Source organism: uncultured Cocleimonas sp., from assembly GCF_947495625.1.
Classification (GTDB): Bacteria; Pseudomonadota; Gammaproteobacteria; order Thiotrichales; family Thiotrichaceae; genus Cocleimonas.
This window is the reverse complement of record NZ_CANLZW010000002.1, coordinates 148,945-174,274: the sequence shown is the minus strand read 5'-3', so window position 1 is coordinate 174,274 and position 25,330 is coordinate 148,945. Positions and strand designations below refer to the sequence as shown.

24 protein-coding genes are annotated in these 25,330 nt (G+C 40.6%); 16 read left to right on the top strand and 8 right to left on the bottom strand.

Features of this window, described 5'->3' with window-relative positions:
• Positions 1-4: 4 nt before the first annotated feature.
• The 3 genes from uvrA to ssb all read left to right on the top strand — a co-directional run bounded on the left by uvrA (position 5) and on the right by ssb (position 4,195).
• On the top strand, positions 5-2,833 hold the full coding sequence (gene uvrA, locus Q1A31_RS01995) for an excinuclease ABC subunit UvrA (protein WP_299871599.1): 2,829 nt from the start codon (positions 5-7) through the stop codon (positions 2,831-2,833).
• Positions 2,834-2,988: 155 nt separating this feature from the next.
• Entirely contained in the window at positions 2,989-3,486 is a 498-nt protein-coding gene (gene tpx, locus Q1A31_RS01990) for a thiol peroxidase (protein WP_299871597.1), read from the top strand.
• Positions 3,487-3,688: 202 nt separating this feature from the next.
• Positions 3,689-4,195, top strand: coding sequence for a single-stranded DNA-binding protein (ssb, locus tag Q1A31_RS01985; RefSeq protein WP_299871594.1), 507 nt, complete (start codon positions 3,689-3,691; stop codon positions 4,193-4,195).
• Between the two features lie 152 nt (positions 4,196-4,347).
• Here the strand turns inward: ssb and Q1A31_RS01980 are convergent, their stop codons facing one another.
• On the bottom strand, positions 4,348-5,214 hold the full coding sequence (locus Q1A31_RS01980; protein WP_299871591.1) for an SH3 domain-containing protein: 867 nt from the start codon (positions 5,212-5,214) through the stop codon (positions 4,348-4,350).
• A gap of 239 nt (positions 5,215-5,453) precedes the next feature.
• Here Q1A31_RS01980 and miaB point away from each other — a divergent pair, with 239 nt between their 5' ends.
• The 7 genes from miaB (at position 5,454) to Q1A31_RS01945 (ending at position 12,973) form a co-directional block, all read left to right on the top strand.
• On the top strand, positions 5,454-6,893 hold the full coding sequence (gene miaB, locus Q1A31_RS01975; RefSeq protein ID WP_299871588.1) for a tRNA (N6-isopentenyl adenosine(37)-C2)-methylthiotransferase MiaB: 1,440 nt from the start codon (positions 5,454-5,456) through the stop codon (positions 6,891-6,893).
• A gap of 104 nt (positions 6,894-6,997) precedes the next feature.
• Positions 6,998-7,873, top strand: a complete 876-nt coding sequence (locus Q1A31_RS01970; protein WP_299871585.1) for a neutral zinc metallopeptidase — start codon at positions 6,998-7,000, stop codon at positions 7,871-7,873.
• A gap of 390 nt (positions 7,874-8,263) precedes the next feature.
• Positions 8,264-9,187, top strand: coding sequence for a PhoH family protein (locus Q1A31_RS01965; RefSeq protein ID WP_299871747.1), 924 nt, complete (start codon positions 8,264-8,266; stop codon positions 9,185-9,187).
• Positions 9,188-9,232: 45 nt separating this feature from the next.
• Complete coding sequence (gene ybeY / locus Q1A31_RS01960; RefSeq protein WP_299871582.1) at positions 9,233-9,778, top strand: rRNA maturation RNase YbeY; 546 nt, start codon at positions 9,233-9,235, stop codon at positions 9,776-9,778.
• Positions 9,775-10,617, top strand: coding sequence for an HlyC/CorC family transporter (locus Q1A31_RS01955; RefSeq protein WP_299871579.1), 843 nt, complete (start codon positions 9,775-9,777; stop codon positions 10,615-10,617). The genes ybeY and Q1A31_RS01955 overlap by 4 nt, the downstream gene beginning before the upstream one ends.
• A 10-nt stretch (positions 10,618-10,627) precedes the next feature.
• A complete protein-coding gene (lnt, locus tag Q1A31_RS01950; RefSeq protein ID WP_299871576.1) occupies positions 10,628-12,220 on the top strand; it encodes an apolipoprotein N-acyltransferase in 1,593 nt (530 codons plus the stop codon).
• Positions 12,221-12,223: 3 nt separating this feature from the next.
• A complete protein-coding gene (locus Q1A31_RS01945) occupies positions 12,224-12,973 on the top strand; it encodes a Nif3-like dinuclear metal center hexameric protein (RefSeq protein ID WP_299871574.1) in 750 nt (249 codons plus the stop codon).
• Positions 12,974-13,069: 96 nt separating this feature from the next.
• On the opposite strand, the gene Q1A31_RS01940 is transcribed toward Q1A31_RS01945, so the two are convergent.
• Positions 13,070-13,576, bottom strand: a complete 507-nt coding sequence (locus Q1A31_RS01940) for a hypothetical protein (RefSeq protein ID WP_299871572.1) — start codon at positions 13,574-13,576, stop codon at positions 13,070-13,072.
• A gap of 134 nt (positions 13,577-13,710) precedes the next feature.
• Positions 13,711-14,304 carry a nucleoside triphosphate pyrophosphatase gene (locus Q1A31_RS01935; protein WP_299871570.1) on the bottom strand — a complete coding sequence of 198 codons (594 nt, stop codon included), beginning with the start codon at positions 14,302-14,304 and terminating at the stop codon, positions 13,711-13,713.
• A gap of 155 nt (positions 14,305-14,459) precedes the next feature.
• Between Q1A31_RS01935 and Q1A31_RS01930 the strand changes: the two genes are divergently transcribed.
• The 6 genes from Q1A31_RS01930 (at position 14,460) to pgsA (ending at position 20,087) form a co-directional block, all read left to right on the top strand.
• The gene (locus Q1A31_RS01930) at positions 14,460-15,008 is read left to right on the top strand and encodes a DUF177 domain-containing protein (RefSeq protein WP_299871569.1); all 549 of its coding nucleotides are present in this window, start codon (positions 14,460-14,462) and stop codon (positions 15,006-15,008) included.
• Positions 15,009-15,065: 57 nt separating this feature from the next.
• Positions 15,066-15,269: a 50S ribosomal protein L32 gene (gene rpmF, locus Q1A31_RS01925; protein WP_299871567.1), complete on the top strand. Its 204-nt coding sequence runs from the start codon at positions 15,066-15,068 to the stop codon at positions 15,267-15,269.
• 88 nt (positions 15,270-15,357) lie between these two features.
• Positions 15,358-16,374, top strand: a complete 1,017-nt coding sequence (gene plsX, locus Q1A31_RS01920; protein WP_299871564.1) for a phosphate acyltransferase PlsX — start codon at positions 15,358-15,360, stop codon at positions 16,372-16,374.
• Positions 16,375-16,437: 63 nt separating this feature from the next.
• A complete protein-coding gene (locus Q1A31_RS01915; RefSeq protein WP_299871561.1) occupies positions 16,438-17,406 on the top strand; it encodes a beta-ketoacyl-ACP synthase III in 969 nt (322 codons plus the stop codon).
• Between the two features lie 128 nt (positions 17,407-17,534).
• Positions 17,535-19,493 (top strand): excinuclease ABC subunit UvrC, encoded by a 1,959-nt coding sequence (gene uvrC, locus Q1A31_RS01910; protein WP_299871558.1) that lies wholly within the window; start codon positions 17,535-17,537, stop codon positions 19,491-19,493.
• Positions 19,494-19,535: 42 nt separating this feature from the next.
• Positions 19,536-20,087 carry a CDP-diacylglycerol--glycerol-3-phosphate 3-phosphatidyltransferase gene (gene pgsA / locus Q1A31_RS01905; protein WP_299871555.1) on the top strand — a complete coding sequence of 184 codons (552 nt, stop codon included), beginning with the start codon at positions 19,536-19,538 and terminating at the stop codon, positions 20,085-20,087.
• A gap of 55 nt (positions 20,088-20,142) precedes the next feature.
• Here pgsA and Q1A31_RS01900 read toward each other — a convergent pair whose 3' ends face one another.
• The 5 genes from Q1A31_RS01900 to folC form a co-directional block, all read right to left on the bottom strand.
• Positions 20,143-20,706 carry a L,D-transpeptidase gene (locus Q1A31_RS01900; protein WP_299871552.1) on the bottom strand — a complete coding sequence of 188 codons (564 nt, stop codon included), beginning with the start codon at positions 20,704-20,706 and terminating at the stop codon, positions 20,143-20,145.
• A 32-nt stretch (positions 20,707-20,738) separates the two neighbouring features.
• Positions 20,739-22,241, bottom strand: coding sequence for an amidophosphoribosyltransferase (gene purF / locus Q1A31_RS01895; protein ID WP_299871550.1), 1,503 nt, complete (start codon positions 22,239-22,241; stop codon positions 20,739-20,741).
• Between the two features lie 18 nt (positions 22,242-22,259).
• On the bottom strand, positions 22,260-22,868 hold the full coding sequence (locus tag Q1A31_RS01890; RefSeq protein WP_299871547.1) for a CvpA family protein: 609 nt from the start codon (positions 22,866-22,868) through the stop codon (positions 22,260-22,262).
• 80 nt (positions 22,869-22,948) lie between these two features.
• Positions 22,949-23,872, bottom strand: coding sequence for an SPOR domain-containing protein (locus Q1A31_RS01885; protein ID WP_299871545.1), 924 nt, complete (start codon positions 23,870-23,872; stop codon positions 22,949-22,951).
• Positions 23,865-25,181, bottom strand: coding sequence for a bifunctional tetrahydrofolate synthase/dihydrofolate synthase (folC, locus tag Q1A31_RS01880; RefSeq protein WP_299871542.1), 1,317 nt, complete (start codon positions 25,179-25,181; stop codon positions 23,865-23,867). The genes Q1A31_RS01885 and folC overlap by 8 nt, the downstream gene beginning before the upstream one ends.
• Positions 25,182-25,330: the final 149 nt, after the last annotated feature.

Sequence of the window (25,330 nt, the reverse complement as noted above, 5' to 3'; positions counted from 1 at the left end):
AAGAATGGATACGATATCTTTACGCGGCGCACGGACACATAATCTCAAAAACATAGATTTAGACTTACCACGCGATAAACTCATCGTCATTACAGGGCTATCCGGTTCGGGTAAATCTTCGCTAGCGTTTGATACGATTTTCGCTGAAGGCCAGCGTCGTTATGTGGAATCACTCTCTGCCTATGCGCGTCAATTTTTATCGATGATGGAAAAGCCCGATCTAGATCATATCGAAGGCTTATCTCCTGCGATTTCTATCGAGCAAAAAACCACTTCGCATAATCCACGTTCAACTGTGGGTACGATTACCGAAATTTACGATTACCTGCGTCTATTGTATGCGCGTGCGGGTGAGCCTCGTTGTCCGGAGCACGGTACAGCGCTTGATGCTCAGACAGTCAGCGAAATGGTTGATCAAATAATGGCTTTGCCTGAAGGCAGTAAGCTAATGATGCTGGCACCTGTTATTCGTAATCGTAAAGGTGAGCATTTACAGTTGTTTGAAGACTTTAAAAGCCAGGGTTTTCTACGTGTAAGAATCGATGGCGTTGTCTATGATTTAGATGATGTGCCTGAACTAGAGCTACGCACTAAACATACGGTTGAAGTCGTTGTAGACCGCTTTAAAGTGAAAGATGATATGCAGCAGCGTTTGGCTGAATCATTAGAGACAACCTTACGTCTTGCCGATGACTTGGCGGTAATTGCCTGGATGGATGAAGACGATGCTGAAGCTAATGAACAGATCCTATTTTCTGCAAACTACGCCTGCAAAATATGTGGTTACTCTCTTCAAGAGTTAGAACCTCGTTTGTTCTCATTCAATAGCCCAAGTGGTGCGTGCCCTACTTGTGATGGTTTAGGGGTAGAGCAAGTCTTTGCTGAAGACCAAGTGGTTAGTAAACCTCAATTGAGTCTTGCAGAAGGTGCAATTCGCAGTTGGGATAAGCGCAATAATTACTACTTTCAAATGATTACATCGTTAGCGGAACATTATGATTTTGATATCGAAACGCCGTTTCAGGATCTACCTGCAAAAATTCAGAAAATCGTGCTTTATGGTAGCGGTAGAACCAAAGTTGATTTCACTTACGAAGGTAAGAAAGGGCAGCGTTTTATCCGCACCCATCCTTTCGAAGGAATCATCCATAATCTAGAGCGCCGTTACAAAGAAACCGATTCAAATGGCGTGCGTGAAGAGTTAGTCAAGTACATGTCGGTGCATGCCTGTTCGAGTTGTCATGGCTTGCGTTTGAACGAAGCGGCACGCAATGTATTTATCACCGATTTAAATTTACCAACAATAACGGATAAAGCGATCGGAGAATGTTTTGAGTTTTTCGAAACGCTTAACCTACCTGGAAAGCAGGGGAAAATCGCTGACAAAATCATCCGTGAAATCAAACTACGTTTAGAATTTTTAGTGAATGTGGGTCTTGATTACCTAACCTTAAGTCGTAGCTCAGAAACCCTATCGGGTGGAGAGGCACAACGTATACGTCTGGCGTCTCAAATAGGCGCTGGCCTGGTTGGCGTCATGTATGTTTTGGATGAGCCGTCAATTGGATTACATCAGCGCGATAATGATCGCCTACTGAAAACACTCAGGCATCTGCGTGATCTTGGCAATACCGTGATAGTGGTTGAGCATGATGAAGACGCAATCCGACTCGCTGATTATGTCGTCGATATTGGACCTGGTGCAGGCGCTCATGGCGGCTATATTGTGGCGCAGGGTAAGCCAGAAGAAATCGAGCATAATAAAGATTCTGTTACAGGTCAGTTTTTATCCGGTGTGCAGAAAATAGATGTACCGAAAAAACGCGTAAAAGCTGATAAGAAGAAAATGCTTAAGGTGATTGGTGCAACGGGTAATAACTTGCAATCAGTTTCTGCGGCTATTCCCGTTGGCCTTATGACGTGTATTACAGGTGTTTCTGGTTCGGGTAAATCGACCTTAATCAATGCAACCTTGTATCCAAATATCGCTCACTTTTTAAATAACAGCTCGCTGCGTCGTGCGCCCGTTGAAAAAATTGAAGGCTTAGACTTTTTCGACAAGGTTGTGGATGTTAATCAAAGCCCAATCGGGAGAACTCCACGCTCAAATCCAGCAACGTATACGGGCGTATTCACGCCAATTAGAGAGTTGTTCGCGGCAACTGCCGAAGCACGATCTCGTGGTTATTTGCCGGGACGTTTCAGTTTTAACGTTAAAGGCGGACGCTGTGAAGCCTGTCGTGGTGATGGCGTAACTAAAGTCGAGATGCACTTTCTGCCTGATGTTTATGTTCAGTGCGATGTCTGTCACGGTAAGCGTTATAACCGAGAAACCTTAAACGTTCATTACAAAGGTAAAAATATCTACGAAGTTCTGGAAATGACCGTCGAAGAAGCCCGAGTCTTTTTCGATGCGATACCAGGCATCAAAACTAAGCTGCAAACCTTATTAGATGTTGGTTTGTCGTATATCACCCTGGGTCAAAATGCGACAACCATTTCAGGCGGTGAAGCACAACGCGTTAAACTCGCAAAAGAATTATCTAAACGCAGTACCGGAAAAACCATCTATATATTGGATGAGCCAACAACCGGATTACATTTCCACGATGTGAAAGTATTGTTATCGGTATTACACCGCCTACGTGACGAAGGTAACACCATCATCGTTATCGAACACAATCTCGATGTTATAAAAACCGCAGACTGGATTATCGATTTAGGCCCTGAAGGTGGAAGCCGAGGCGGACAGATAATCGCCACAGGAACACCAGAAGATGTGGTTAAAGTTAAGGGTTCGTTTACGGGTGAATATTTGAAGCCGATGTTGTAGAGGTATCTAAAAAAGTGCCTATAAGTAGGGGGGTGACATTAAACTTATATTTTTGTGCTTTATTTGCCTATTTGCATAATTAGGACTACGTTTAGTTAGTTATTCATAATTCATCAGTTATATAAATATAATCACTAAATTAAGGAGTTTTAAAAATGGCTACAGTTACATTGCACGGCAATGCAAGCAATACTAATGGAGAATTACCAGCGGTTGGTTCACAAGCGCCTGATTTCGTTTTAACGGCAGGAGATCTTTCAGATGTGTCATTGGCTGATTTTGCGGGCAAGAAAAAATTACTGAATATTGTTCCGAGTTTAGATACGCCAACGTGTGCGCTGTCTACCAAGAAATTTAACGAGTCTGCCGCAAAACACGATGATACGGTTTTCTTAACCGTTTCCGCTGATTTGCCGTTTGCTCAAGGTCGTTTTTGCGAAGCTGAAAGCTTAAATGTAATCAAGCCATTATCTATTATGCGTTCACAGGCTTTCTCTGAAGATTACGGCGTTAAAATTGTTGATGGTCCATTGGCTGGTATTACTAGCAGAGCGATTGTTGTTATGGATGAGAACAATAATGTTGTCTATAACGAAATGGTTCCTGAAATCGGTGACGAGCCTGACTATGATAAGGCTTTAGCTGCGCTTTAATTTTTTGTTTCAGAAATTACGAAAAATAGCCTAAAAGTAGGGGGGTGTGTTTTACATCCCCTTAGCGTAGAATATTCAGATTAGTGTTAAAACCAATAGCTTAAAAGTGAAGTTTACGATACTTTACGCAAAGTTTTAGAAGTACCAAGAACTATCCAGATTTTGGATTCTTAGATGTTAATTAGAAAAGGAAAGAAATAATATGGCCAGCATAAATAAAGTCATTCTTGTCGGTAATTTGGGGCAAGATCCAGAAGTAAAATACATGCCAAGCGGCGGTGCGGTAACTAATATTAGTATTGCAACGACGGATTCGTGGAAAGATAAGGCGAGTGGCGAGAAGAAAGAAAATACAGAGTGGCACCGAGTGGTATTCTTCAATCGTCTTGCGGAAATTGTTGGCGAATATTTACGTAAAGGTTCTCAGGTTTATATCGAAGGCAACTTAAGAACGCGCAAATGGCAAGATCAAAACGGTGTTGATAAGTACACGACTGAGATCGTAGCACGTGAAATGCAAATGTTAGGTGGCAGAACAGGTGGAAGCAGCGATTTTAATCAAGCTCCACAAAGAGAATCTCGTCCACAGCAAAGTAGCGAAGGTGGAGAAAGAGGCGGGCAAAGAGCTCCACAAAAATCTCCTGCACGAGATAATACGCCTCCACCACCACAGAATTTTGATAACTTTGATGATGATATTCCGTTTTAAGCGACACCTTGTAGTGTGATTGCAGTGATTGAATGGAAATTTCTGTAATTTAAATAAACAGACAATAAAAAACCCGCTTTAAAGCGGGTTTTTTATTGTCTGAATTGTTTTTAAAGTATATCCAGAGAATTTGGATCTTGTTGAGTTATTGATTACTGTCCAACAACCTCACAACATCCCGTATAAAACTCACGATTTACCGTTGCATTTACTTCGTAGGTGAACCGAGTTTTTGATAAACCGTTGTAACAAGCATTGGTCTTTTCCAGATTAACTTCTACGTTGTTACGCCCCTGGTTGCCTCCAATATTCATACGCACCTGATTGGGTGTTGCCCAAGCGTGATAGTTAATTGGTACATTAAAGGCTTTGTTTTTGCCAAATTTGATATTCATATTGCGATTAGCAACATTCATTTTAATGTTCCATAACTTAGGGCTTTTGCCGTTACAAAGCAGCATTTTCGCATTAGGCTGATTCGATTCGTTAATGTCAAAAGCTGTTTTCATTTCAGTGGCAGCACCTTCTAAGGTCTGATCATAACGATCCCCTGCATACCCTTCCTGATCTTCAACAGGCATAACATCAAGTGACTCCACAGGAGCTGCTAAGACTTTAGCTGTTCTTTGCGGTGCATTGATAGATTTATTGTTTCTAGAAGCTGCGGCAACGTTCGTGTTTGGTTGATTTGGTCTTAATAAAACGCCCGTTTTTACGAGGTAATTAGAATTTACCCAGCCTTTATCTTTTCTCCAGTTAACTTCCACCCATTTAGTGCCATTGATTACACGCTGCTTGCCTGTTTCAGTAAGATCGATAGCATTGTAAGGTAATCTTTGTTTGATTCGAGATTTGGTGCTTGGCCACGCACGAAGTTTAAGTGTGTTACTTGGTGAGACTTTATTGACTTTAAATATTGTAATTTTTTTATCTGTAGTTTTTGCATGAGCCATTGTGATGGAAGCATCAACAGTGATTAATGCAAACACAATGAGCGTCGATATTGATACGCGCTTCATAGCTAATTCCCCTTTTTTTATGTACATATCTACTTAAGATTTATACAGCCCGTGGCTATATTAGCGCAAACTATAGGATATATCAAACAGTTTACTTTAAGTGATAAGGTCTAAGGTATTGCTAATTATAGGAAATTTGGCTTTTTAGGGTTTTGATGACAATAACGCTAACATCGCGGATAATAGGCGTCCAATTTGTTAGATAGTAAATAGTTATGTCCGTTAAAGAGCCAAATGAAATGGCAGATACAAACATTAAAGAAAGTACTGGTGTAAACCTAGGCAAGGATGTCGGAAGAAAAGTCGACGCACAAGTCGATTCACAAACCATAGACACCAGTAATACTTCAGGCAAGAAAGCCGGTAAGATTTTTATCCAGACACATGGTTGTCAGATGAATGAGTATGATTCAGCGAAAATGGCTGACGTACTCAATGATGCCAATGGCATGGAATTGACAGATAACGCTGAAGAAGCCGATGTGCTGTTATTGAATACCTGCTCGATTCGAGAAAAAGCACAAGAGAAAGTATTCCACCAACTGGGTCGCTGGCGAAAAATCAAAGAGAAAAACCCTAATGTGATTATCGGGGTAGGTGGTTGTGTGGCGAGTCAGGAAGGTAAAGCCTTGCATGATCGTGCACCAGTAGTGGATGTGGTGTTTGGCCCTCAAACCTTACACCGTTTACCTGAAATGGTCGCTGAAGCAAAAAGAGATAAAACGTTTGTTATTGATACTACATTTCCAGAAATCGAAAAATTCGACAATTTGCCAGAGCCTAAAGCTGATGGTGTGAGTGCGTTTGTTTCGATTATGGAAGGTTGCAGTAAATACTGTACGTTCTGCGTAGTTCCTTATACGCGTGGTACCGAGATTTCCCGTCCTTTTGATGACATCATTGTTGAAGTAGCAGAGCTTGCTAGTCAGGGTGTGCGTGAGATTAATTTACTGGGTCAAAATGTAAATGCATTCCGTGGTCCCATGCATGATGGTGAAATTGCGGATTTAGCGATGTTGATTCACTATGTTGCAGCAGTTGAAGGTATTGATAGAATTCGTTACACCACATCTCATCCCGTTGAATTCAGCGACAGTTTGATTCAAGCGTATGCAGAAGTCCCTGAACTTGTTGATCATTTACATCTACCAATTCAAAGTGGCTCTGATAGAATTTTGGCTGCAATGAAGCGTGGGCATATGGCTGTTGAATACAAACAGAAAATCCGCAAGCTGCGTGAGATTCGTCCAAATATCAGTTTATCGTCTGATTTCATTATTGGCTTCCCGGGTGAAACCGATAAAGACTACGAAGACACGATGAAACTGATCGAAGATGTCGGATTTGATAAAAGCTTTAGCTTTATCTATAGCGCTCGACCAGGTACGCCTGCGGCATCGTTTGAAGATAATGTGCCAGATGCAGTGAAGAAAACGCGTTTATATCGTTTACAGCAACGGATTACTGAAATGGAGCAAGAAATCAGCCAAAAGATGGTTGGAACTGTTCAGAAATTATTGGTTGAACGGGTCTCTAAAAGAGGTGAAGGACAGGTTGCTGGCCGAACTGAAAATAATCGTATTGTTAATTTTGATGGCGATGAGTCATTGATTGGTAATTTTGCCGAGGTTGAAATTACTGAAGCACAACCCAATTCTCTAAGAGGTAAGCTTGTTTAGGGCTCTCTTTAGAATTTTTTTAGAGTTCTGTTTAGAGTTATAACAAGTAATTTAAAAAGCAGTATCTTTACAAGCATTCTTTACAAGTAAAAAAGGTTTTAAATATGAAGTGGCGTGATAGAAAACAAAGCACAAATGTTGATGATAGACGTGGACGTAGCGGCGGCGGAGGTGGTAGAGGTTTACCTTCAATCGGGACATTAATGTTTTTATGGCCATTAGTTAAGCCATTATTGCGTTCTAAATTGGGTATTGCGGTTGTCGGTATAGGCGCTGCTGCTTATTTCATCGGTCCATCATTATTGGGTATGGGTGGCGCTTCAAGTTCAAAAGATGTTGATCCAAACAGTGAAGATGTCGCTTTTATTAAAACTGTGCACGGTGATATAGAAACTGTTTGGGCGAAAATATTCGCAGAAGCAGGACAGCGTTATCCGGTGCCGGAACTTGTTTTATATACAGGTTCGACCACTAGTGGCTGTGGACCTGCGAGTTCACGTATGGGGCCTTTCTATTGTCCAGCGGATACAAAAATTTATGTAGATATGGGCTTCTTTGAAGACTTAGAGCATAAACATGGAGCCGGTGGAGATTTTGCCCGCGCTTATGTATTAGCACATGAAGTAGGGCATCACATTCAAAATCTGGAAGGAACGCTGGATAAAGTTGAAACGGCTAAACATCGAGTAACCGGAAATGACAAGAATCAATTGCAGGTTCGGGTAGAGCTTCAAGCCGATTGCTATGCCGGTGTTTGGGCGCATCATGTACAAAAGCAATTTAAAGCGTTAGAGCCAGGCGATCTGGAAGAAGCGCTTACAGCAGCTGCATCCATTGGTGATGATCGTTTGCAGAAACAAGCTCAGGGTTTTGCGATACCGCATACATTTACCCACGGTAGTTCAAAGCAACGTGCTGAATGGTTTGCTCGCGGTGTGAAAAATGGTCGTGTACAAGATTGCCAAACATTCGGCAGTTAAATTAGCTACTTTAAAAATTGAAAATCATTATCGAACTCCAGCTATCTGGAGTTCGATAATGCTTAGTCGGGTGTATTTGTTTACGTGCCTAGTTATGATCTAGTCATGATAAAAAAACACACCCCCCTACTTATGGGCCTTTTTTTAGTCATGGTGTTTAGTGAAGTGTTAAGTTAAACGCTGTAAGATTTTTTGTAATTCTCCCTGTTAAATTTCTTTGCCCTTGAATATTCATGCTAGAATAAATTTATTAAAGACAACTATGAAACGGAAACATAACCACATTTGAATATCACAAAAGCAGCTTCACCTGCAGACGGCTCAAAGCACGTCGTTGACTCTAATCGTCACTCTCTTTCTTTACACCTTGAACCAGAAGATAATCAACGACTGACAAATTTATGTGGTCAGTTTGATCAGCATTTGCATCAAATAGAAAAACATTTTGATGTGACTGTGAGCAATCGTGCGTTTGATTTCACTATTTCTGGCTTGCCGTTACAGATTCAAAAAACCATCAACTTGTTACAAGAATTGTATGATTTGACCGCGACTGAGCAATTGGCTCCTGAAAAAATTCATTTATTTTTGCAAGAATCTAATCATGCCGTCTCTGAAAAAGATGAGAATGGGGATATTAAAGATGCCAGTGTTACTGCGACAATAAGAACCAAACGCGGTTTATTACGTGGCCGTGGTCCAAATCAGAATTTCTATATCCGCAGTATTCAAACTCATGATTTAACCTTTGGTATTGGTCCTGCAGGAACGGGTAAAACATATCTTGCAGTTGCCTGTGCAGTAGAAGCATTAGAGCGCGATGAAGTCAGACGTATCGTGTTGGTTAGACCTGCGGTTGAAGCGGGAGAGAAACTTGGTTTTTTACCGGGTGATTTATCGCAGAAAGTAGATCCCTATTTGCGCCCTATGTATGACGCGCTTTATGAGATGCTGGGCTTTGAAAAAGTCGATAAGCTGATTGAAAAAAATGTCATCGAAGTTGCGCCGTTAGCCTATATGCGTGGCCGTACCTTAAATGATTCTTTTATCATTATGGATGAAGCGCAGAACACCACCGCCGAACAGATGAAGATGTTTTTAACTCGTATTGGATTTGGTTCTACTGTGGTTGTTACGGGTGATATTACTCAGATTGATTTACCGAATAATCAGCGTTCTGGTTTAAAGCATGTGCTCGATATTCTTCAAGGTGTTAAAGAAATACGTTTTGCTTTTTTTGAATCTAAAGATGTTGTCAGACATAGTCTGGTCCAACGTATTGTTGATTTATATGAAAAGTACGAAGACAATTAAGACTCCTGCTAATGGTTTTATCTACATAAGTTAGAAAGTTAAGTCATGAATATTTCAAAACAATTGTCAGATGTTCTTAGCGAGCATTTAGTCACTGTAGTTGTGGAGCTACAAAATCCTTGTGATTTTCAATCGTTGCCCTCTGAAGAAGACTTTAAAATCTGGTGTTCGGCTGCATTACAAACGCAATACATCAAACAAAAAAAACTGCCTGAAAGTGGGGGGGTGACTATTGTTGTGCGCGTAGTTGATGATGAAGAGGGGTTGGCGTTAAATCAGACATATCGGCAAAAACCAAGTACGACGAATATTCTTTCATTCCCTTATGAATTACCAGAGGAACTCTTGGCAATTCCTGAGCTCCAAGAGCAACCAGCCCATTTAGGGGACCTGGTTGTTTGCGACAGTGTCGTAAATAAAGAGGCCGAAGAGCAAAACAAAACACTGCAACAGCATTGGGCTCATCTGATTATTCATGGGGTACTTCACCTGCAAGGATATGATCACATTGAAGATGATGAAGCTGAGCAGATGGAAGCTTTGGAAATAGAAACGTTAGATAAATTGGGATTTAAGAACCCGTACAAATGAATCAAGAAGATAAACAAGTCAAAACCAGACCGTGGCTCCATAAATGGATAAGAAACACCATAGACACCAGTGTGCTAGATCAGGAGGAATTGGTTGCGGAGTTAAGGCAGTCTCAGAAGAACAATATCATTTCATCTGAATCGCTGGGAATGCTTGAAGGTGTGATGCAGGTAGATAATCTTCAGGTGCGGGATATTATGATTCCCCGCGCTAATATTGGATTTTTGCATCTAAACGATAGCTATCACGATATTTTAAAAATGGTAATGAAAGCAGGGCATTCACGCTATCCTGTTTTTGACGAAAATAAAGATGATGTGGAAGGCATTCTACTCGCTAAGGACTTACTCAAGTATGTCGGTAATGAAAATAGTTTCGATATCGATGACATCATCAGGCCGCCTTCGTTTGTGCCGGAAAGCCAAAAACTCAATACACTGCTAAGCCAGTTCAGAAATAGTCGAAACCACATGGCGATGGTGGTTGATGAGTATTCAGGGACTTCTGGATTGGTAACTATCGAAGATGTTCTGGAGCAGATCGTCGGTGATATCGATGACGAACATGATGACGTCGATGAAAAGAAGAATATCCTTGCGCAAAGTGATGGCCGATATACGATTCAGGCAAGCACTGAGCTTGAAGAGTTCAATGAGTATTTTAAATGTGATATGCCATTGGATAAATATGACACCTTGGGCGGATTGATTTCACAAAAAGCGGGCAAGATACCGGGGCAGGGAGAAGAAATTAAAATGAATAAATTCTCCTTCAAAATATTACGCAGTGATGGTCGCAGGATTCAGTTGGTTGAAGTACGAAGATTAGAGAAATTATAAGAATAAAAGTATGAAACTGCCCGGGATTCAATCACATTTATCTAAATGGAATTACTTGCTCTTATTGATTGCTGGCGCGATGCTGGTTTTTGCGTTTTCCCCTTTTAATATTTATCCATTGGCGTGGTTTAGTCCTGCCATCTTGTTTTATTCCTTAAGCAAAGCACAAACAAAAAAGCAGTATTTTATGCTGTCCTGGGTTTACGGCATCGGCATGTTTGGTGCAGGTGCATCCTGGCCTTTCTATAGTTTATACTTCTTTGCGCATGCTCCTTTGTTGGTCGCGCTATTGGCTACAACGGCATTTGTCTTGATTGTTTCTTTGTTGAGTCTCGGCTCTTTTGGTTTGCTCGCCTCATTATTTAGGTACAGACCGTTATTTTTAAAATTGCTGATTTTCTATCCGGTATCATGGGTGATCGCTGAATGGTTTCGCTCATGGTTTCTCACGGGATTCCCGTGGTTGTATTTAGGGAATAGTCAGATTGATACCTTTTTTGCGGCTTTTGCACCACTGGCGGGTGTGTTTGCGGTGAGTCTATCGAGTGTCATCATCGCTGGTGCCTTATTGAGTTTCGTCTTGGGTAATTCTGTGCAACGACAAGTGCATATTAAACCTGATCCTGTGCATCAATCTGTCAGTGATAATGCCTTGGTGGAAGAGCGTTTTGGCTCGTCTATTCGTATTTTATCGGCGCTAATTATTGTACTGTTGGTGAGTAGTGCGTTTGCATTACAAAACATAAACTGGACAGAGAAAGTTGATAAGCCATTGAAAGTGAGTGTGCTTCAGTCGAATATTGCCCAGCTTGAAAAATTGAATCGGGATAACTTGATACCCTCGATAGATCTTTATCGCAGTATGACGCTTAAAAGCATGAGCAGTGATTTGATCGTTTGGCCGGAAACAGGTTTATTTGATTCATTTGATCGGCACATGGAATCACTCATTCAGCCATTACAAAAATCAATTGCTAATACCAATAAAACAATATTGATCGGTGGCTTTTATATCAATGAAAATCAAGGAGTAGAGAATAGTGTGTTGGCAGTTTCTGCGGATAATCGGGAAATATATTCCAAACGACACCTGGTGCCCTTTGGTGAATACACACCATTATTAGAGTACATCCGTTGGTTGAGTAAATGGATTCAATTGCCTTACGATAATATTACCGCTGGCGTGAATGACGGCACACTCAATATTGGTGACCAGATTGCCCAAATGACAATTTGTTACGAAGATGCGTTTGGTTCTGAGATTATTCAATCCTTGCCGCTTGCGACTTTGCTAATTAATGTAACGCACGATGGCTGGTTTACGGGGTCTTTAGAGCCGCAACAACACATGCAAATAGCCAGAATGAGAGCGTTGGAAACAGGGCGTTATATGGTGCGTGCTACAACCACGGGACCATCGGGAATAATAAATGAAAAAGGTGAGTTGATTGAAACTGCGCCATTAAACACTAAAAGTATTATCACAGGCAAAGTTCAGCCATTTGTTGGCGTGACGCCTTATGTGCGTTGGGGAAATTGGTTGATTATTGGCATCTTAAGTGTCATTTTACTACTTGGTATAAGCTGGAAAAGGGAAAGTTAAACAATGGCTACGATAAAGAATGTCGCTCAATATATTCATGAATTACTAGACGTTGATGCATTTAAAGATTACGCACCAAATGGCCTGCAAGTTCAAGGCAAAGAAAAACTGAAGAAAATAGTCATGGGTGTTTCTGCGACTCAGGCATTCATTGAAGCTGCCATTGAAAAAGAAGCCGATGCCATACTCGTTCATCATGGTTGGTTCTGGGATAAAGAAGACCCAAGAATAATCGGTATGAAGCATAAACGACTCCAGTTATTGATGGAGCATGATATCAATCTACTCGCGTATCATTTGCCTTTAGATGCTCATCCTGAGCTTGGGAATAATGCTCAGCTAGCCAAAGTATTGGATATTCACATGGAAGATGTGATGGATGGACAAGGCGTGGGTAATTATGGTCGTTTAGATGAATATATGAGCCTTGAAGAACTGGGGCAAAGTATCGAAAAGAAACTGGGGCGTAAGCCAATGCTGATAAATGCAGGTGACCATGCTATCAGAAGAGTTGCCTGGTGTACCGGCGGCGCTCAGGGATATATTGATAAAGCAGCTAAAGCAGGTGTTGATGCTTATATCAGTGGAGAGATTTCAGAACATACCACGCATACAGCGCGTGAAAATGGTGTGCATTATATAGCGGCAGGTCATCATGCGACCGAACGTTATGGTGTACAGGCGTTAGGAGAACATGTTGCCGCTAAATTTGGCTTACTCTATGAATTTGTGGATATCGATAACCCTGCTTAAAAAACGCCTAAAAGTAGGGGGGTGACTTATAGAATTGTTTGGTAGAAGTATCTGATCTAACTCGGATATGTTTATAAATGTTCTATTATAAATGTTCTATTGTGTTGTTACCGTTACGGTCACGACATCTCTATAAATTCCAGCCGGAATAAAAGCATCAAATCCAGCCAAAGACCATCCGACAAGAATAAAATCTAAATCAGTAGGGTTTGTATTACATGGAATGCTTAGCTGGGGATTGCTTGTCTCTTCAAAAGTCACAGTTCTATAAATGATCCTATAATTAGCTAAATCATCATTGTTTACTGTGTGACGAAGTTTAAAATCATTCTGTGTAGAAAACTCTAAATCACAATCTCCCGATACATTTGATGCAAGTCCCATCGTTCCCAGATTTACCTGAACTGGAAAGATAAAATTCAATACATCGCCATTGTCGTAAAAACGTGACGCACCAGGTGCTGTCCCTGTGAAATTCACATAAGGGGCGTAAGTATGAGATAGTGTTATTTCTGTATTATCCGACGCTGCGTGAGCCGTAGAAAATGCAGATACAGTTAATAGTAAAGCTATTGCTGTATTTAAGGGTTTGTTTAATTTCATTATCATTATTAGTATTATTTGGTGGGTTGCCAAATTTATATGCCTAAACCTTATCTGAATTTAGCTGAACAATACCTTAATAAGCTGTTCAGTTTATCGGAATAGCTTTAATTTAAGTGATATGTCTTTGTTAATTAGGGTAGGTGGTATCCTTTGAGTCGGAGCATCTCGGAAAGTTTAATTAATGGAAGACCGATTAACGATGAGGGGTCATCTCCTTCTAATCGTTTAAATAAAGTTACACCTAGGCCTTCAGATTTAAAACTGCCGGCGCAACCATAGGGTTGCTCTACCTGAAGATACGATTCTATTTCTCTTGCAGATAAATCACGAAAATCAACATGAAAAGGGACCATCTCTAGTTGATAGCTTTGGTCGCTGCAATCATAAAGGCATAGACCTGTAAGAAAGCTCACGCGATTTCCGGAGCTTTCTGTCAATTGTTGGACTGCGTTAAGATGATTACCTGGCTTGCCTCTTATTTTACCATTCAAAACTGAGCATTGATCTGAAGCAATGATCAAAGCATCGTCATGTCTTGCTGCTACTGCTTTCGCTTTTTCCAGAGATAGGCGAATCACATAGTCTTCCGGAGTCTCGTTTTGTAGTGGAGTCTCGTCAATATCAGGTGAGTCAGTGGTAAAATCGAGTCTTAACCTTTCCAGTAGTTCTTTGCGGAAGGCTGAGGTAGAACCTAAAATGAGGTGTTTTTGTTGGATATCTGGCATGATTGTTTAATTGGCTCTGATGTAAAATCTATGATAAATACGGCTTGAATAGTATTCTAGCTTTAGCTAATAGAATAAAGAAGTAAATAAAAACACCCTAATAATATTAATAATACTTTACAGCAGGGGTATATGCTTAATATAATTCCGCTCTTATGTCGGATAACAGTCAAATACAGCGTTTACCGGTTGAGGTAGACCCATTCAAGCTAGTAGAACAGGGTCGTCAATTCGAAGGAAGAATGCCTTTAAGTGATTTTCCTCGCCTCAAGGACTTACTTTTTAAAAGTGAATCCACGGAAAACGATAAGTTAGTTAAGGTAAGTTTAGAATTTGCTCGTAACGAAACAGGCTTGCCTGTTATCAAAGGACAGATTGCAGCAGAAATGCAGATGATATGTAATCGATGTCTTGATGCTACTACGTTAAACGTTGAAACCCAGACTGAAGTAGTTCTGGTTGGAAGCGATGCGCAGGCAGAAAGATTGCAGGATAGTTTTGATATCTGGTTGGTAGAAGACCAGACACTGGTTTTAAAAGATTTCATCGAAGATGAATTATTATTGGCAATGCCTCTAGTGATTGCGCACGATGAATGTGAGCCAGCAAGAAAGTTGATCGAAGCTTTACCTGATGAATACAGTGACGAGCAGCAAGAGAAAGAAAATCCTTTTGCTGCTTTAAAAGATTTAAAACTTAATTAAGAAAACTTGAATTGATAAATATAATATTTGTTAATTTCTAACGCATTGGAGTAACCCATGGCAGTACAAAAAAGTAAAGTAACGCGTTCTAGAAGAGGGCAGCGTCGCTCACACGATTCTTTATCGAATCCTACATTATCTGTTGATCCAGTATCTGGTGAAACTCATTTACGTCATCACATGACTCCTGACGGGTTTTATCGTGGTCGTCAAGTTATCGCTTCTGCAGTAGAAGTTGATGAAGAGGATGATGACGAGTAAAATTATTGTTTTACTATATTGATCAATAAAATCGCGGGCATAGACTCGCGATTTTTTGTATATAAAACATAAAAAGGTTTGCACGTTAATGACAGAGTTACATCGTATTGCTATAGATACAATGAGTGGAGACAACGGCTTATCAGCTGCGATACCAGCAGCATTGTCATTTCTAAAAGAATACAACGATACCGCTCTAATCCTGGTTGGTGATGAATCTAAGATATTAGATGAGTTAAAAAAGCATAATCAACAACCAAACGATCGTCTTAAAGTTCAGCACGCATCTGAAGTCGTGTTAATGAATGAGTCTCCAGCATTGGCCTTACGGGGTAAGAAAGACTCTTCAATGCGCGTCGCAATAAATCTTGTTAAAGCTGAAGAAGCAGATGCAGCAGTAAGCGCTGGTAATACTGGAGCCTTGATGGCAACAGGGCGTTTTGTGCTACGTACTCTTAAAGGTATTGATAGACCCGCAATTTGTGCACCAATCCCTGCTGCCACTGGTCATACTTATGTGCTAGATCTAGGTGCAAATATAGATTCGACATCAGAACATTTATATCAGTTTGCTATTATGGGTTCAGAGCTGGCGACAGCTATTGATGGAGTTGAAAAGCCACGTGTTGGTTTACTCAATATCGGTTCTGAGGACATGAAGGGCAATGAGCAGGTAAAAGCTGCACATAAACAATTGCAGGATGGCGGCTTTAATTATATTGGTTTCGTGGAAGGTAATGATATCTTTCATGGCGAAGTAGATGTAATTGTTTGTGATGGCTTTGTGGGTAATGTTGCATTAAAAACGTCAGAGGGTTTAGCTAAAATGCTCTCAGAAGAAATTAAAGCGGGATATACCAAGTCTATCTTTACCAAGATTGCAGCGTTAGTTTCTTACCCTGTACTTAAAGCTTTTCGTCAACGGTTTGATCATCGTCGTTATAATGGAGCCAGCTTTTTAGGTTTGAAAGGTATTGTGATTAAAAGTCACGGTGGTGCAGATGACGTGGCTTTTGCAAATGCGATAGGCATTGCGCGTAAAGCAGTTATTGAAAAAGTACCGGATAAAATAGAAGAACAATTGCAAAAACATTTGGTCGATTAGTTCTGTAGTATGTCTGTAGTAATATAGTAACCAAATATAATAGAGAAAATAATAGGATACAGGATGAATTCTAAAATCACAGGCACAGGTAGTTACTTACCTGAAAAGGTATTAACCAACCATGATCTTGAAAAAATGGTTGATACTACTCATGACTGGATTGTAGAGCGCACAGGTATCGAAAAACGTCATATTGCAGCAGCTGATGAAACGACTTGTGATCTTGCTGAAAAAGCCGTCTTAAAAGCCATGGAAATGGCCGGTAAAACCGTTGATGATATTGATCTTATTGTCTTTGCTACAACAACTCCCGATCTTATTTTCCCCAGTACTGCATGTCTGTTACAAAAAAAATTAGGTATTAGCGGCTGTGCTGCTTTTGATATACAGGCTGTTTGTACAGGCTTCGTTTATGCATTGGGTGTTGCTGATAAATTTATCAAAAGTGGTTCGCACAAATGTGCACTAGTCATTGGGGCAGAAAAATTCTCTAATATTATCGACTGGACTGACAGAGGAACCTGTATCTTGTTTGCGGATGGCGCTGGAGCAGTGGTGCTCGAGGCAACTGAAGAGGAAGACGGAATTCTTTCCACGCATTTGCATGCTGATGGACAATACGAAAATTTATTAAATACCACCGCGGGCGTTTCTAAAAACAAAGCCTTGATGGATTCTGGTGGGGCTTTTGTGCAAATGAAAGGCAATGAAGTTTTTCGTGTGGCGGTTAATACTCTGGGGCGTATTGTTGACGAAACACTTGAATATAATAATATGGAAAAGTCTGATATAGATTGGTTGGTGCCACATCAGGCTAATATTCGCATTATAAAAGCAACAGCAAAAAAGTTAAAAATGCCAATGGATCGAGTTGTTGTTACTGTCCATGAGCATGGCAATACTTCTGCTGCATCTGTTCCTTTAGCATTGGATGTGGCGGTTCGCGATGGACGTATTAAACGTGGTGAGATTATTCTTCTAGAAGCGTTTGGTGGTGGTTTTACCTGGGGTTCTGCGCTTATTAAATTCTAAAAAGTCACTCCCTACTTGTGAATGATAACTCGTTTTTGTTTCTAAAAAACGATATTGGAATTTATGCTTCGTGAGGTCCTTTTTGCCATTATTTTGCAGTAAGCTACTGTTATCTTCATTAAAATTATATGAGTAATGATTCTAAAAAAGGCGCAGAAAATCTAGATGGAGATAGTCAAGACTTTGATAGCAAGTCTTTTTTAAAGACTGTTCCGCATAAACCTGGGGTTTATCGAATGATTTCGGAGGATGAAAAAATCCTCTACGTTGGTAAAGCCAAAGATCTCAGAAATAGGGTATCAAGCTACTTTCGTGGCAATATTGCTAATTCTCGAACCTATTCAATGGTTAAACAGATTCAGGATGTGCAAGTCACAATTACTGCTACCGAAGCTGAAGCTTTGCTGCTTGAAAGTAATCTGATCAAGAAGCACCAGCCTCGTTACAATATCCTGCTGCGGGATGATAAAAGTTATCCATATATCTATCTGTCTAATCATAAATATCCTCGTTTAACTTTTCATCGTGGCGCCAAGAAAGGTAAAGGCCAGTATTTTGGTCCTTACCCCAGTGCAGGTGCAGTCCGTGAAACCCTCGCTTTATTACAGAAGCTTTTTCAGGTTCGCCAATGTGAAAATAGTTATTTCAGCAATCGTTCTCGACCTTGCCTGCAATATCAAATCAAACGATGCACTGCGCCTTGTACCAATGAGATTTCAGTAGAGGATTATCAGCATCAGGGTGTGAGTCATACGATTAAATTTCTTCAGGGTAAAAGCCAGCTGGTAATTGAGGAATTGGTAGAGTTGATGGACAAGGCTTCAAATCAGTTAAATTTTGAACAAGCAGCTAATTATCGTGATCAGATTGAACAGCTGAGGCAAGTGTCTCAGCAGCAAAGTATCAGTGTAGGTCAGTCTAGTGTGGATGTTATTGCTCTGCAGTTTGCTTCTGATATTGCCAGTGTTCAGGTGCTAACCATTAGAAATGGTCATAATCTTGGTAATAAGAATTTTTTTCCCAAGTTGCCAACTTTCTTTAAAGAGAAGGTGGGTAATAAAGAAACTAGTGATGATAATGAGACTAGTAATAAAGATGAAAACTTTGAAATCAAAAACCCGGAAAAGAATATTCTTGCATCATTTCTTTCTCAATATTACATTTCCCGCGAAATTCCCGCTGAGATCTTATTAAGTCACAAACCTGAAGATAATGAACCGCTAGAAGAGATGTTGTCACTGAAAGCCGAAAAGAAGGTGACTTTAGCTTACAAACTTCGCGGAGATCGACAGCGCTGGGTGGATATGGCGATAAGAAATGCGCAACATGCTTTATCTACACATTTGGCATCTAAAGCTGGTGTTCAAAAGCGTGTATTAGCTCTTCAGGAGGAGTTGGGTTTAGATTATATTCCTGCGCGTATGGAGTGTTTTGATATCAGTCACATGATGGGTGAGGCGACAGTTGCATCTTGCGTGGTATTTGGTTTGGAAGGTGCCATTAAATCCGAATACCGACGTTATAATATCAGTGGGATTGTCGGTGGTGATGATTACGCCGCAATGCACCAGGCTTTAGAAAGACGCTATAAGAAGGCCATAGAAAAAGACAGTAAACTACCTGATATTTTGTTTATTGATGGAGGTAAAGGCCAGGTTACGCAAGCTGTTGACGTACTCAATGAATTACAAATTAGTGGTGTTGATATAATTGGTGTGACCAAAGGTGAAGGTCGACGTCAGGATATGGATACATTGACAGTGCTTTCGCAGGAGGGCGGTGTTTCATCTGTTAAAGAAAAGATTATGTTGCCAGCACATTCAAGTGCGCTTCATTTGATACAGCAAGTGCGTGATGAGGCGCATCGATTTGCCATTAGTGGGCATCGACAGCGGCGTAAAAAAACGAGAAATACTTCTCCTTTAGAGGGTATTGAAGGGCTTGGTCCAAAGCGACGACAAGATTTGTTAAAACGTTTTGGAGGGATTAGAGCAATCACTCGAGCGAGTGTAGAAGAGTTGAGCAAGGTTAATGGAATTAGTGCGAAACTGGCCCAAAAGATTTATGATGTATTTCATTCTGAATGATTTATATGAAACCGAATAAACACCTAATTTATAAAGGTAACCGTGACTTTTAATCTACCTATTTTTCTTACGATACTAAGAATACTTGCGATTCCTTTGGTGGTTTTGTTTTTCTATCTGGATATGCCGCTCACTGCGTCTACCATTTTTGGTTTAGCTGGGCTTACTGACTTTGTTGATGGTTATTTGGCGCGAAAATATAATCAAGAATCACGTTTTGGTGCTTTTCTTGATCCTGTAGCAGACAAGCTCTTAGTCGCTGTGGCGTTACTGTTGATTGTAGAGCGCGAAGGCATGATGTGGATAACAATGGCAGCAGTGTTAATTATATCGCGTGAAATCACAATATCTGCACTTAGAGAGTGGATGGCCGAAACAGGTCAGCGAAGTAAAGTGGCTGTCGCTTATATTGGAAAAGTAAAAGCCGTTACCCAGATTTTATCTCTGATATTCCTGCTCTATAACCAGGATCTTTGGGGCTTGCCATTAAGAGAAGTCGGTCTAGTTTTCTTGGTAATCGCTACGGTATTGACCGTGATTTCAATGGTTCAGTATTTGCATGCGGCGTTTTCGTCAGATAGCACAGAGAAGTGAATTAACAAAAAAGTGCCCGAAAGTAGGGGGGTGTACTAAATGATTAAATTACCCCTCATTCAACGATATTCACTAAAGTGCCTACTTCAACTTGATCGAACAGATCAATTATTTCTTGATTTCCCATGCGGATACAGCCATGAGATGCTGGCGTACCTAAGCGTCCCTCTTCGTCGGTGCCGTGAATATAGATATATCGATCTTTAGTATCGACATCACCGCCCAGATTTACTCCTTGTTCTATTCCTGCGAGCCATAGAATTCGTGTCGTGATATTGTCAGCATCGCTTTTCTCATAAGGTTCTTTGAGGATTTCTACGATGTTTTGAGTGTTCTCACGCGCTTTGAAAATTGCCCCAATTTCTGCGCCATCACCAATTTTGCTATCTATTTTGTGAACACCTAAAGGTGTTTTATAGCTGCCTGAAAGATTCCCCAGACCTGCCTCTGCAGTGGATATGGAATAGTGTGAGACTATCTGGTTATTCTTAATTAGAACTAATTGCTGATCGGTTGCAGAAACAACGATGAGAGTGCTTAGAAGGGAGTCAGGAAAGCGCTGCTGCAGATCATCAAGCATAGCTCGGAAGGCTAGGATGTCGGGCTTAGCAGCGCTCATAATTTATTGCATTGTATTATTTATTGGATAAATTAATCAGTATCTGACATGTCTATAGCAACCATATTAGCTTTGTCTTTCTTTTTACCGTCATTGCGTCGCGCTTCTAAGTCAGTAAAGTAACTATCTGTTTCGCCAGTGATATATTTTCCTGTGAAAACCGAACAATCAAATTGTTTTAGTTTCGGATTTCCTTTGGTAATAGCATTGATTAAATCATCGAGCTCTTGGTAAATAAGTCGATCTGCGCCGATTTCTTTAGCAACTTCAGATTCTGTTCTACCATGAGCGATAAGCTCTTTGGCAGCAGGCATATCAATACCGTAGATATTTGGGTAGCGTATTGCCGGAGATGCAGAGGCAAAGTAAACATTCTTCGCACCAGAATCTCTTGCCATTTGAACGATTTCTTTTGAAGTTGTTCCACGAACGATCGAATCATCAACAAGCATCACGTTCTTGCCTTTGAACTCAATATCTAGTGGGTTCAGTTTGCGACGGACAGATTTTTTACGTTGTTTTTGTCCCGGCATAATGAAGGTGCGGCCAATATAACGATTTTTGATATAGCCTTCACGATAAGGTACGCCTAATGTAATTGCCATTTCAAGCGCAGAAGTTCTGCTGGTGTCAGGAATAGGGATGACGACATCAATGTCATGATCTGGCCATACTTTCATGACTTTTTCAGCAAGGTTATGTCCCATTCTCATACGAGCCTTGTGAACATAAACCTGATCAATCACCGAATCTGGTCGGGCGAAATAAACATATTCGAAAATACAGCTATTGTAAGTTGCTTTGTCTGAACACTGTTTGGTATGAACTTCACCTTCTTTGGTGATATAGATCGCTTCGCCAGGTTCGATATCACGAACCACTTCGTATCCTTGAGTTACCAGAGCAACACTCTCCGAAGCAAGCATGTAATCAGTTCCATCTTCTGCCTCGCGCTTTCCAAGAATTAGCGGGCGGATACCATTAGGGTCACGAAAGCCAACGATACCATCACGAGTAATCATTGCGATAACTGCATAAGCACCTACACAGCGTTTGTGAACACCTTCTACGGCAGCGAAAACTTCTTCTGGGTGAACTCTGTAAGCTTTGTATTTCTGAAGCTCCTGAGCAAATATATTGAGCAGAATTTCAGAGTCAGACGACGTGTTGATGTGTCTTCGATCCTGTTTGTAGAGTTCTTTCTTCAATTCGTGGGCATTGGTTAAATTGCCGTTGTGGGCCAAAGAAATACCGTATGGGGAGTTGACATAAAAAGGCTGAGCTTCTGAGTTGGAAGAGCCTCCCGCGGTTGGGTAACGAAGGTGGCCTACGCCCATATTGCCGACAAGGCGCTTCATATGTTCTTTACGGAAGACATCGGTTACTAAGCCGTTTTTACGACGAATATAGAGTCGCTTGCCATCGCTGGTGGCCATTCCGGCTGCGTCCTGGCCTCGGTGTTGTAGGACGAGCAAGCCGTCGTAGATTTCTTGATTGACGGGTGTATTACTTAAAATACCAATTATTCCACACATGGAAGATGACCTGAAAAATTAATTACTAGAAGGGATGATCGTGTTGATGGGGATTTCTGTATCATCTGTGGCAGAGTCGCCAGCATCAGATCCATCAGAGGGTGTCAATGTCGTTGTGCCACTCTCACTATTGTTATCATTAATGTACTGATTAAGATTATCAGGAATCAACGTTTGTAACCATGCTGAAGCTTCCTGGAATTTTGGTATCAACAGAGAATTACTCCATGACTTTTGATTGGGTAACTCGGTTAATCCCAATAGCATGGTGAGTAAAGTGATAGCTAATGCACCCAGTGCTACTCCAAGTCCTGCACCTAAAATTCTATCAAAAGCGCCCAAGCCAACAGCATCTACTGCTTTACTAAAGAGGAAATTTATAATCGCCCCGACTATAAGTACACCAAGAAAAATCAGTAGGGCGGCTAAGCCTGTTTGAGCAATTTCACTACTTAGTTTAATTGGTAAGGCTTGAGCGACAGTATCTTTATATTTTATCGCTAATAAAATAGCTGCAGCCCAGGTAGCAAGGAAGATTCCCATCCACACAATGCCACGCATAAAACCAATCAAGGCAGTAATCAAGATTATGACGACTATCCCTATATCAAAATAGTTTAAATCCATTTAAATATCCTGTGTCTTTAATACGTTTCTAAAGAGTTCTTCACATTTTATTTCTAATTAGAAATAGTAAAGTAAAAAGATTACTTTGAAACTACTAAGCTGTTTTGTACAAAGAAATTCTTCTTATAGCGTCTTTTCATAGATTCTTGAGCTTTAATCGCGCTGTTACGATCGTTGTGGCCACCGACACGAACTCTGTAAAGGATTTTGTTGTTGCTGGTAGTTTGTGTAATAAATGCCACATAGCCTTCGCCATTCATGGTGCTGGCAAGTTTGTTAGCACGAGATTGGCTTGAAGTCGCTAATAACTGGATAGAGTATTTTCCACCGGTTGGGTTTGTGTTAGCTGCAGGGGCTTTTGTTGCTTGTTTTGGCGCAGGTTGTTTCTCTACTTTCTTTGTTGCTACGACTTTTTTCTTGGCAGGTGCTTTTGCTTTTGGTTCTTCTTCGATTGTCGGTTTGAATGCTTTTTTAGCTGGTTTTGCATTATTACTGCTAGCAACTACCGTGTCATTATTTACAGGATCTGCAGTTACTGCTGTTGCGGTTTCAGCAACACTTTGAGCTGATGTACCTACATTATCAACGATTTCTTTCTGCTCATTAACATTAGGTGGTCTAAAAGAAAAACCGGGTTTAATATTACCGTTGGTTGCAGAGTTTCCAGTGTTTGCTGAGGTTACGCTTTCAACGGCTGTGTTAGTCACGGATTTAACGCTATCCGTTGCTGACTTTAAGGTTCCAGTAGCAGATGCGACAACGGCATTGCTTGCAGAGGTGACTTTTTCCTTAGCTTCATCAACTAAAATTGCAGCAGAGTCTGTGACTTTACTGGTCGCTTCGGAAAGGCTTGGTATATTGATTTCTGGTGCACCAGGAAGTTTCATATCAACCACTTCCTGTCGCTCACGGCTTTTGTCTTTAAGCAAGTACCCTAATAGTAACGCTGCAATTATTGCTAAAACAATTGCCCCAATTCCACGTTTTACCATTGCATTATCCATGATTAAAAAATCTCCTAAAATTACTATTATCTAATACTTCCGATACTACCAGAAAAGAGCCAAAGGCAACTACTCTATCTTCACCTTTAGTGATGTTTTTAAGTGTTTGGTAGGCATCTGAAAAGAGTTTATGTGTGACTAATTTTGTATCTATTGAACTATCTATAAATCTTTGTTTTAACTCATTTAACTCTATTCCACGTGACCCTTCTAAAGGCACAATATGCCATTCGTCAATAACTGGATCCATGAGATTTATCACTTCCGCAATATCTTTGTCTGCTAACATTGAAAAAAGTGCAAAAGTCTTACCCAATACTCTGTGAGTATTGATATATTTTGCTAATTCTTTAGCTGAATGAGGATTGTGGGCAACATCTAATAGCCATTCTGGAGATTCATTGATAATTTGTAATCTGCCAGTGACGCGGGCCTTTTGTAGGCCTGCAGAAATTGATTCTTGAGTCGTAGCTAGGATATTCTGGATCGCCATTAAACCAGCGATAGCTGTTGCGGCGTTGTTGATTTGAAAATCACCCTGCATTTTGGGTTTTGGTAGAAAGAGTTCAATATCTCTATTCTTCCAGGTCCATTGATCTGGGTCGTTATCATCAGTGATAAAGCTAAAATTTGTATTGATTTGGGTTAAAGGTGCGCCTATGCGTAATGCTTCAGTGCTAATCATTTCAGGTGGGTTTGTGTCACCACAAATGACGGGAACCGAATTTCGCATGATTCCTGCTTTTTCTCTGGCTATTATTTCACGATCATCTCCTAACCAATCTATATGATCGATATCGATGCTGGTGATGATTGCTAAGTTAGTATCCCAAAGATTGGCGGCATCTAATCTTCCACCCAAACCCACTTCAAGTACCGCAACGTCTACTTTCTGTTGCTGAAAACACCACATTGCAGCGAGCGTTGAAAACTCGAAATACGTTAAGCTTACTTCTTCTATCTCATTGTTTTTGTTATTGATGAATCTTGCTGCGTCTATAGCTTCGAAGGCTTCGATAATTAGATCATCAGTGGCTTCGCTGCTATTAATTGTGATGCGTTCATTATAGTTAATCAGATGTGGGGATGTGTAAGCACCTGTTTTATAGCCTTGTGCTTGCAAGATCTCATTCAGAAAAGCAACTGTTGACCCTTTGCCGTTTGTACCAGCAACCGTAATGATGGGAAAAGGAGGATTGACTAGCTGCAGTTCTTTTGCAACACGTCCTATTCTTTCAAGTCCAAGATCTATCTCAGAAAGATGAAGTGTTTCTTGCCAGGTCAGCCAGTCGTGTAAAGTTTTTTTCATTAGTGGTTAGTAAGGAACGCGTGAAGAGAGTTCAAATTTAATCTGGCATTTAAATAAATAGGATTTTATAAAGTGTCATTAGTTTAGTAAGCACAAAATATGCCCAAAAGTAGGGGGGTGACTTTATAGATTAAATCAAATTGAATTTA

What these genes read in the sequence shown, in the direction of transcription:
- uvrA (WP_299871599.1), top strand. Translation starts at nt 5, where the DNA reads ATGGATACGATATCTTTACGCGGCGCACGGACACATAATCTCAAAAAC.
- miaB (WP_299871588.1), top strand. Translation starts at nt 5,454, where the DNA reads ATGGCAGATACAAACATTAAAGAAAGTACTGGTGTAAACCTAGGCAAG.
- Q1A31_RS01970 (WP_299871585.1), top strand. Translation starts at nt 6,998, where the DNA reads ATGAAGTGGCGTGATAGAAAACAAAGCACAAATGTTGATGATAGACGT.
- folC (WP_299871542.1), bottom strand. Translation starts at nt 25,181, where the DNA reads ATGAAAAAAACTTTACACGACTGGCTGACCTGGCAAGAAACACTTCAT.
- Q1A31_RS01930 (WP_299871569.1), top strand. Translation starts at nt 14,460, where the DNA reads ATGTCGGATAACAGTCAAATACAGCGTTTACCGGTTGAGGTAGACCCA.
- lnt (WP_299871576.1), top strand. Translation starts at nt 10,628, where the DNA reads ATGAAACTGCCCGGGATTCAATCACATTTATCTAAATGGAATTACTTG.
- ybeY (WP_299871582.1), top strand. Translation starts at nt 9,233, where the DNA reads ATGAATATTTCAAAACAATTGTCAGATGTTCTTAGCGAGCATTTAGTC.
- plsX (WP_299871564.1), top strand. Translation starts at nt 15,358, where the DNA reads ATGACAGAGTTACATCGTATTGCTATAGATACAATGAGTGGAGACAAC.
- Q1A31_RS01935 (WP_299871570.1), bottom strand. Translation starts at nt 14,304, where the DNA reads ATGCCAGATATCCAACAAAAACACCTCATTTTAGGTTCTACCTCAGCC.
- Q1A31_RS01945 (WP_299871574.1), top strand. Translation starts at nt 12,224, where the DNA reads ATGGCTACGATAAAGAATGTCGCTCAATATATTCATGAATTACTAGAC.
- rpmF (WP_299871567.1), top strand. Translation starts at nt 15,066, where the DNA reads ATGGCAGTACAAAAAAGTAAAGTAACGCGTTCTAGAAGAGGGCAGCGT.
- uvrC (WP_299871558.1), top strand. Translation starts at nt 17,535, where the DNA reads ATGAGTAATGATTCTAAAAAAGGCGCAGAAAATCTAGATGGAGATAGT.
- Q1A31_RS01980 (WP_299871591.1), bottom strand. Translation starts at nt 5,214, where the DNA reads ATGAAGCGCGTATCAATATCGACGCTCATTGTGTTTGCATTAATCACT.
- Q1A31_RS01955 (WP_299871579.1), top strand. Translation starts at nt 9,775, where the DNA reads ATGAATCAAGAAGATAAACAAGTCAAAACCAGACCGTGGCTCCATAAA.
- Q1A31_RS01890 (WP_299871547.1), bottom strand. Translation starts at nt 22,868, where the DNA reads ATGGATTTAAACTATTTTGATATAGGGATAGTCGTCATAATCTTGATT.
- tpx (WP_299871597.1), top strand. Translation starts at nt 2,989, where the DNA reads ATGGCTACAGTTACATTGCACGGCAATGCAAGCAATACTAATGGAGAA.
- purF (WP_299871550.1), bottom strand. Translation starts at nt 22,241, where the DNA reads ATGTGTGGAATAATTGGTATTTTAAGTAATACACCCGTCAATCAAGAA.
- Q1A31_RS01885 (WP_299871545.1), bottom strand. Translation starts at nt 23,872, where the DNA reads ATGGATAATGCAATGGTAAAACGTGGAATTGGGGCAATTGTTTTAGCA.
- Q1A31_RS01940 (WP_299871572.1), bottom strand. Translation starts at nt 13,576, where the DNA reads ATGAAATTAAACAAACCCTTAAATACAGCAATAGCTTTACTATTAACT.
- Q1A31_RS01915 (WP_299871561.1), top strand. Translation starts at nt 16,438, where the DNA reads ATGAATTCTAAAATCACAGGCACAGGTAGTTACTTACCTGAAAAGGTA.
- Q1A31_RS01900 (WP_299871552.1), bottom strand. Translation starts at nt 20,706, where the DNA reads ATGAGCGCTGCTAAGCCCGACATCCTAGCCTTCCGAGCTATGCTTGAT.
- ssb (WP_299871594.1), top strand. Translation starts at nt 3,689, where the DNA reads ATGGCCAGCATAAATAAAGTCATTCTTGTCGGTAATTTGGGGCAAGAT.